At 66.1% G+C, this 6317-nt stretch carries 9 protein-coding genes; 7 read left to right on the plus strand and 2 right to left on the minus strand.

Annotation, left to right across the window (positions count from 1 at the left end):
* Positions 1 to 12 precede the first annotated feature (12 nt).
* Together bsaP and CH276_RS12055 are read left to right on the plus strand one after the other, a co-directional pair.
* Positions 13 to 237 carry a biotin synthase auxiliary protein BsaP gene (bsaP, locus tag CH276_RS12050; RefSeq protein ID WP_094631704.1) on the plus strand — a complete coding sequence of 75 codons (225 nt, stop codon included), beginning with the start codon at positions 13 to 15 and terminating at the stop codon, positions 235 to 237.
* 6 nt (positions 238 to 243) lie between these two features.
* On the plus strand, positions 244 to 834 hold the full coding sequence (locus tag CH276_RS12055; protein ID WP_094631726.1) for a DUF2567 domain-containing protein: 591 nt from the start codon (positions 244 to 246) through the stop codon (positions 832 to 834).
* 10 nt (positions 835 to 844) lie between these two features.
* Here the strand turns inward: CH276_RS12055 and CH276_RS12060 are convergent, their stop codons facing one another.
* Positions 845 to 1543 (minus strand): NUDIX hydrolase, encoded by a 699-nt coding sequence (locus tag CH276_RS12060; RefSeq protein WP_032394685.1) that lies wholly within the window; start codon positions 1541 to 1543, stop codon positions 845 to 847.
* Positions 1544 to 1622: 79 nt separating this feature from the next.
* Between CH276_RS12060 and nadA the strand changes: the two genes are divergently transcribed.
* The 5 genes from nadA to CH276_RS12085 all read left to right on the plus strand — a co-directional run bounded on the left by nadA (position 1623) and on the right by CH276_RS12085 (position 5779).
* Positions 1623 to 2681 carry a quinolinate synthase NadA gene (nadA, locus tag CH276_RS12065; protein ID WP_045194953.1) on the plus strand — a complete coding sequence of 353 codons (1059 nt, stop codon included), beginning with the start codon at positions 1623 to 1625 and terminating at the stop codon, positions 2679 to 2681.
* Positions 2678 to 4246 (plus strand): L-aspartate oxidase, encoded by a 1569-nt coding sequence (locus CH276_RS12070; RefSeq protein ID WP_094631705.1) that lies wholly within the window; start codon positions 2678 to 2680, stop codon positions 4244 to 4246. The genes nadA and CH276_RS12070 overlap by 4 nt, the downstream gene beginning before the upstream one ends.
* A gap of 1 nt (position 4247) precedes the next feature.
* Entirely contained in the window at positions 4248 to 5123 is an 876-nt protein-coding gene (nadC, locus tag CH276_RS12075; RefSeq protein WP_094631706.1) for a carboxylating nicotinate-nucleotide diphosphorylase, read from the plus strand.
* Between the two features lie 33 nt (positions 5124 to 5156).
* Positions 5157 to 5531, plus strand: a complete 375-nt coding sequence (locus tag CH276_RS12080) for an RNA-binding S4 domain-containing protein (protein WP_032394350.1) — start codon at positions 5157 to 5159, stop codon at positions 5529 to 5531.
* Between the two features lie 65 nt (positions 5532 to 5596).
* Positions 5597 to 5779 carry a hypothetical protein gene (locus CH276_RS12085; RefSeq protein ID WP_094631707.1) on the plus strand — a complete coding sequence of 61 codons (183 nt, stop codon included), beginning with the start codon at positions 5597 to 5599 and terminating at the stop codon, positions 5777 to 5779.
* A gap of 49 nt (positions 5780 to 5828) precedes the next feature.
* Here CH276_RS12085 and CH276_RS12090 read toward each other — a convergent pair.
* Positions 5829 to 6317: HNH endonuclease signature motif containing protein (locus CH276_RS12090; RefSeq protein ID WP_141214698.1), on the minus strand; the 489-nt coding region annotated here is incomplete at its 5' end.

The following is a 6317-nucleotide window of genomic DNA, read 5'->3' on the forward strand; positions in this document are numbered from 1 at the left end:
AGGGTGGGTCGAATGACGAGCGAGACCCACTACGACCCGTTCACCGGCCGGCCTGTCGAATCCCGAGCCGAGATGGGCGCGGATTCGTTGTCGGTCGCCGTCCGGCTCGGGCTGGAGCCGCCGCGGTTCTGCGCAGAATGCGGACGCCGCATGGTGGTCCAGATCGTCCCCGATGGGTGGACATCGCTGTGCTCGCGTCACGGTCTCGTCGACTCGGCCGCGACGGGTAGGCGCTAGGTGGTCATGTCGGACGTTCTCGAAGTCGCACCGCGGACCAGTACCGTTCGTGTGCTGTCGGTGGTTGTCGGAGTCTCGGTGGCAGTGTCGGCTCTGGGCGGGATGTTGTGGGGATCCTTGGCACCGGCGCAGCAGCTGCTCGTGGTGGCGCAGGACCGCGGGGCCGCACTGACCGGTGAGAGTCTGCACCGCTTCGACGGCCTCGCGCTCTTCTCCTTCGTGTCCTTGGCCCTGGGTCTCGTCATCCCGATCGGGTGGTGGCTGTGGAAGTCGGAGCGAGGTCCGCGGCTGTTCGGTGCGATCTTCGTCGGCGCTCTCGCAGGTTCGGTCGCTGCTCTCCTGGTGGGCAACGGGATTGCTGCTCTTCGGTTTCCGAAGGCCGCCGACCCTGCAGTCGGGTCGATCGTCACTGTTGCGCCGAGCATCGACACTCCGCTGGTGCTGATCGTTCAGGCGCTGATGGCATCGCTGGTGATCCTGCTGCTGGCGGCGATGAATCCCAACGACAATCTGCACTACACCGATCCCGAACCGGACGACCTCGATGTCGAGTTCTCCCCGCCGCCGCCCTCGTTCGACTCGAATCGGGTCGACTGACCGCAGCGGTTCACGTCTGCGGTGGGCGCAATGCGGCGAACTCGTCGGTGACTCGAATGCTGTTGTCGGCAAAGCGGAACAGTGCAGGCGGTCGTCCACCTGCCTTGCCCGACGGCGCGCGTCGTCCGGTGGGTTCGATGACACCACGCCTGCTCAGTACGCGCTGCAGATTGGTGGCATCGACCTGATATCCGAGTGCGGCACCGTAGATCTCGCGCAGCGAGGAGATCGCGAAATCGACCGGCGCGAGTGCGAATCCGATGTTGGTGTACGAGAGTTTCGCGACCAGTCGATGTCTCGCGTGCGCGACGACGGTTCCGTGATCGAACGACATGTGGGGCAGTGCGGAAACCGGGTGCCATGCCGTGTCGGAGGGGAGTGTCGGCTCGGCCGAGATCGGCACCAGGCCCAGGAAGGTCGACGCGATCCGCCGATCTCCCGGCACACGTTCGGGTTCGCTGAAGACCGACAGTTGCTCGAGGTGTGCCACCGAGCGCACGTCGACCTTTTCCGCGAGCTGACGCCGAGCGGAGGTGGCTAGGTTCTCGTCGTCGCGCAGGGTGCCTCCGGGCAGCGACCAGGTCCCGGCCTCGGGATCGAGCGCGCGCTGCCACAGCAGCACCGCCAATTCCGGGGCATCGGGGTCGGAAAAGGTTCGAACTTGGAACACCGCAATGAGGACTTCGTGGACGGTGCTACGATGAATCATGTTTTCGATCATAGGTCGAAAACTCCCTCGGAGGAAATTCGGTCACCGACGACCGGATGATCGGTGAAGGAGAACCGTCATGACCAGCAGCGCTACCCGGGTGAACACCCTGGACTCGGCATTCGCCGGAGTTCGCGACATCGTCGACGGAGCCGGTGGCTACGGGGGAGTCGAGGCGACGCCGGAATGGGCCGCCGAGGTCCGACGGCTCGCCGATCTGCGTGGTGCGACGCTGCTCGCACACAACTACCAACTGCCTGCGATCCAGGATGTCGCCGATCATGTCGGTGACTCGCTCGCACTCTCGCGCATCGCCGCCGAGGTGTCCGAGGACACGATCGTGTTCTGCGGCGTGCACTTCATGGCCGAGACCGCGAAGATCCTGAGCCCCCAGAAGACGGTCCTCATCCCCGACCAGCGCGCCGGTTGCTCCCTCGCGGATTCCATCACCGCAGACCAACTCCGCGAATGGAAGGCGGATTTCCCGGAGGCCGTCGTCGTCTCGTACGTCAACACCACCGCCGAGATCAAAGCGCTGACCGACATCTGCTGCACCTCGTCGAACGCCGTCGAGGTGGTCGAGTCGATCGATCCGGGCCGCGACATCCTGTTCCTGCCCGATCAGTTCCTCGGCGCGCACGTCAAGCGCGTCACCGGACGCGAGAACCTGCACATCTGGGCCGGAGAATGCCACGTGCACGCCGGTATCAACGGCGACGAGTTGGCCGAGAAGTCTCGCACCCACCCGGACGCAGAACTGTACGTCCACCCCGAATGCGGCTGCGCCACTTCGGCTCTGTACCTCGCAGGCGAGGGATTCGTACCGGCGGACAAGGTGAAGATTCTCTCCACCGGCGGCATGCTCGACGCTGCGCGCACCACGGCGTCCAAGCAGGTTCTCGTCGCCACCGAGATCGGCATGTTGCATCAGTTGCGGATGGCTGCACCCGAGGTCGACTTCCTCGCTGTGAACGACCGCGCATCGTGCGGCTACATGAAGATGATCACCCCTGCGGCTCTGCTGCGCTGCCTGGTCGAAGGACGCGACGAGGTGCACGTCGACCTCGAGACCGCGCACATCGCGAGCAAGTCGGTGCAGCGGATGATCGAGATCGGCACCCCGGGCGGCGGCGAGTGAATCCATCGGTCGCGTGGGAAACCGCGGCCGATCTTGTCGTCGTCGGCGGTGGAATTGCCGGACTCACCGCGGCGCGCACCGCGACGGCCCGCGGCCTGCGGGTGGTGACCGTCAGCAAGGGGCAGTCCACCGACACCGCAACGCAGTACGCCCAGGGTGGAATTGCGGTCGTCGGTCCCGAGCTCGAGGACTCGATCGAATCGCATGTGGCCGACACCTGTGTTGCCGGTGCCGGTTTGTGCGACGAGGACGCGGTGCGCTCCATCGTGTCCGGTGGACGTGCGGCGATCACCTCGCTCGAGGCTGCGGGCGCGCAGTTCGACCTGGCGGCTGACGGCGAGGTGGCACGGACCCGCGAGGGTGGCCACAGCGTTCGTCGCATCGTTCACGCCGGGGGAGATGCGACCGGGGCCGAGGTGCAGCGCACGCTGGACGCGTCGGTGCCCACGGTGCAGTTCGACACGACCGCGCTGCGGGTGCTGACCACCGACGGAGAGGTTGTCGGTCTCCTCGTGCGGGGACCTCGCGGCGTCGGCGTCGTTCATTGCCCGACGGTGCTGCTCGCCACCGGCGGACTGGGGCAGCTCTTCTCGTGCAGCACCAACCCGCCCGGCGCGACGGCCGACGGCATTGCACTCGCACTCGACGCCGGTGCGCGGATCGCGGATCTGGAGTTCGTGCAGTTCCATCCGACGGTTCTGTTCGCCGCCGGGTCGACGGGCCGCCGCCCGTTGATCAGCGAGGCAGTGCGAGGAGAGGGAGCCCGCTTGGTCGACGTCACCGGTCGTGCGTTCATGGCGGAGGTGCACCCGCTCGGCGATCTCGCGCCACGCGACGTGGTGTCCCGCGCCATCGCCGAATTGCTGCACAGCAGCGGTGACGACCACGTACTGCTGGACGCCCGCACGGTCGAACGCGTCCACGAACGGTTCCCGACCGTGACCGCCTCGTGCCTGGAGGCCGGCTTCGATCCGGCGACGGACCTGATTCCGGTGGCACCGGCAGCGCACTATTCGTGCGGGGGCGTGGCGACGGATACGGCCGGACGTACCTCGGTTCCCGGCTTGCTGGCCGCGGGCGAAGTGGCGCGCACCGGCTTGCACGGTGCCAACAGGTTGGCGTCGAACAGTCTGCTCGAGGGTCTCGTCGTCGGTGAGCGTGCGGCCTATGTGGCTGCCGAACGGGTCGGCCGCACCGGCAGCATCTCGGATATCGCACTGCCCACCTACCGCCGTATCGACCGCGCGGTGCTGCAGCGCACCATGACCGCCGAGGTCGGCGTCGTACGGGATGCAACGGGTCTTGCTGCAGCGCAACGTGTTCTGGAGCACGGCGTGGTATCGGAACCGCCCGTGGATGCGCGCGCGGTCGAGGACGCAGCGTTGACCGCTGCGGCGGAGGTGATCGTGCTGACCGCGTCCGAGCGGCGCGAGAGCAGAGGGTGTCATACCCGACGCGATGCGCCGGAGACCGATCCGGCGCAGCGCCGCAGTCTGTTCGTCGAACGAGATCTCGATGGACGGTTGACGATAGTGAACGACGATGTGATGACGGGAGCACATTGACATGACCGATTCCCCGAACGAGGTGAACCCGGGCGTCGACCGAGACGAGGTTCTCGCACTGATCAGGACCGCCCTCGACGAGGACCTGCGGTACGGACCCGACATCACCACGCTGGCAACGGTTCCCGAGAACGCCGTCGCCACCGCGTCGGTGGTCTCGCGCCAATTCGGCACGGTGGCCGGAATCGATGTCGGCCTCCTGGTTCTCGACGAGGTGATCGGAAGCGGCGGATACTCCGTCGTGCATCGCATCGAGGACGGATCCGAGGTCGAACCGGGACAGGCCGTTCTGACGGTCGAAGCCCCGACTCGAGGACTGCTCACTGCCGAACGCACGATGCTCAACATCGTCTGTCATCTTTCGGGAATCGCCACCGCGACGGCAGGCTGGGTCGCCGAGGTCGCCGACACCGAGTGCAAGATCCGGGACAGCCGAAAGACGTTGCCGGGACTGCGTTCACTGCAGAAGTACGCCGTTCGCGCCGGCGGGGGCGTCAATCACCGGATGGGTCTGGGAGATGCCGCGCTCATCAAGGACAATCACGTGGCGGCAGCCGGTTCGGTCGTCGCTGCGTTGAACGCAGTGCGGGCCGCGGCTCCCGACATCGCATGCGAGGTCGAGGTCGACAGCCTCGAGCAACTCGACCAGGTACTGGCGGAGAACGTCGAACTGGTTCTGCTGGACAACTTTCCGCTCTGGCAGACACAGATGGCGGTGCAGCGCCGAGACACGTTCGCGCCGCAGACGAAGCTGGAATCCTCGGGTGGCCTGACCGTCGACGTGGCACGGGACTACGCGCGTACGGGGGTCGACTTCCTTGCGGTTGGCGGTCTGACACACTCGGTGACTGTGCTCGACCTCGGCCTGGACATGTAGTCGAGCCTCGCAATGTGAGGAATTTTTTCGAAGATGGAAGTTCAGAGCGTCCGCCTCGACAGTTGGATCTGGGCGGTTCGGTTGTTCAAGACGCGGTCTGCGGCGGCTGCTGCCTGCCGCGGCGGGCACGTCCGCGTCAACGGAACTCCCGCCAAACCCGGGCATCGCATCGGCCCGGACGACGAGATCAGACTGCGGGCCGACGGAGTCGAGAAGATCGTCGTCGTGGTGCGGGCCATCACCAAACGAGTAGGCGCAGCGGTCGTTCCCGAGTGCTTGATCGATCGCAGTCCGCCGCCGCCGCCGAAAGAAGTTCTGGCCTCGGTACCGAGGCGTGATCGCGGGGCAGGCAGGCCCACCAAGCGCGATCGTCGTGAGATCGACCGACTGCGGGGCCTTGGCCTCTAGTTCGCCCGGCTCCTTTCAGTTACCTTCGGTAACGACACGTAGTTCGTACGCGCAAGGAGGTGGGCATGGACTCCGTCCTGTGGACTCCACGTTTCGCAGCAGTGTATTTCCTGGCAGCAGCGCTGCTGCTCGTTGTGTTTCTGGCCATCGACGCTTCCCTCACCATCGCAGCTCCACTGCTGGTGATACTGGTGGGGCTCGGAACAGCTGTTCTGATTCGCCATCGACAGCGTCAACCGGCCCGCTGATTCGGGCCGCTTCGACGGCAGGGCTGTGCCCTGACGGTGATATGGGTCGTCAGGCGGGTTGTCGTGGTTCTTCGTCGCCGGTGTCGTTGTGGTTGTCGGGTGGGTAGAGGACCTCTTCGGGGTGGTGTGCGTGGTTGATGAGTCCGCGCCGCTTGGGGTCCATCCCCGCCGGTGGATGCCACAGGGTGCGACCCGGATAGCGATGTCGGGCTCCGGTTTTGGTGGTCGCCCACTCGCCTGGTCCGGTGCCGACGAGTGCGTGGTGCATGTCGCAGCCGAAGGTGAGGGAGTCGATGTCGGTGTTGCCGCCATCGATCCAGTCGGTGACGTGGTGGGCTTGGCACCACGTTGCGGGGCGGGTGCAGGAGGGGAAGCTGCAGCCGCGGTCGCGGGCGATGAGCACGATGCGTTGGTCGGCGGAGGCGATGCGTTTGGATCTGCCGAGGTACAGGGCTCGGCCGTGGTCGTCGAAGATGGTCAGGTAGTGGTGGGCGTGCGAGGCCATGCGGATCGCGTCGCGGATCGACACCCGTGAGCA

This window comes from Rhodococcus sp. 06-470-2 (genome assembly GCF_002258235.1).
GTDB lineage: Bacteria > Actinomycetota > Actinomycetes > Mycobacteriales > Mycobacteriaceae > Rhodococcoides.

Bases quoted from the DNA above. Each gene is read 5' to 3' on its own strand.
- bsaP (WP_094631704.1), top strand. From the start codon at position 13: ATGACGAGCGAGACCCACTACGACCCGTTCACCGGCCGGCCTGTCGAA.
- CH276_RS12055 (WP_094631726.1), top strand. From the start codon at position 244: ATGTCGGACGTTCTCGAAGTCGCACCGCGGACCAGTACCGTTCGTGTG.
- CH276_RS12060 (WP_032394685.1), bottom strand. From the start codon at position 1,543: ATGATTCATCGTAGCACCGTCCACGAAGTCCTCATTGCGGTGTTCCAA.
- nadA (WP_045194953.1), top strand. From the start codon at position 1,623: ATGACCAGCAGCGCTACCCGGGTGAACACCCTGGACTCGGCATTCGCC.
- nadC (WP_094631706.1), top strand. From the start codon at position 4,248: ATGACCGATTCCCCGAACGAGGTGAACCCGGGCGTCGACCGAGACGAG.
- CH276_RS12080 (WP_032394350.1), top strand. From the start codon at position 5,157: ATGGAAGTTCAGAGCGTCCGCCTCGACAGTTGGATCTGGGCGGTTCGG.
- CH276_RS12085 (WP_094631707.1), top strand. From the start codon at position 5,597: ATGGACTCCGTCCTGTGGACTCCACGTTTCGCAGCAGTGTATTTCCTG.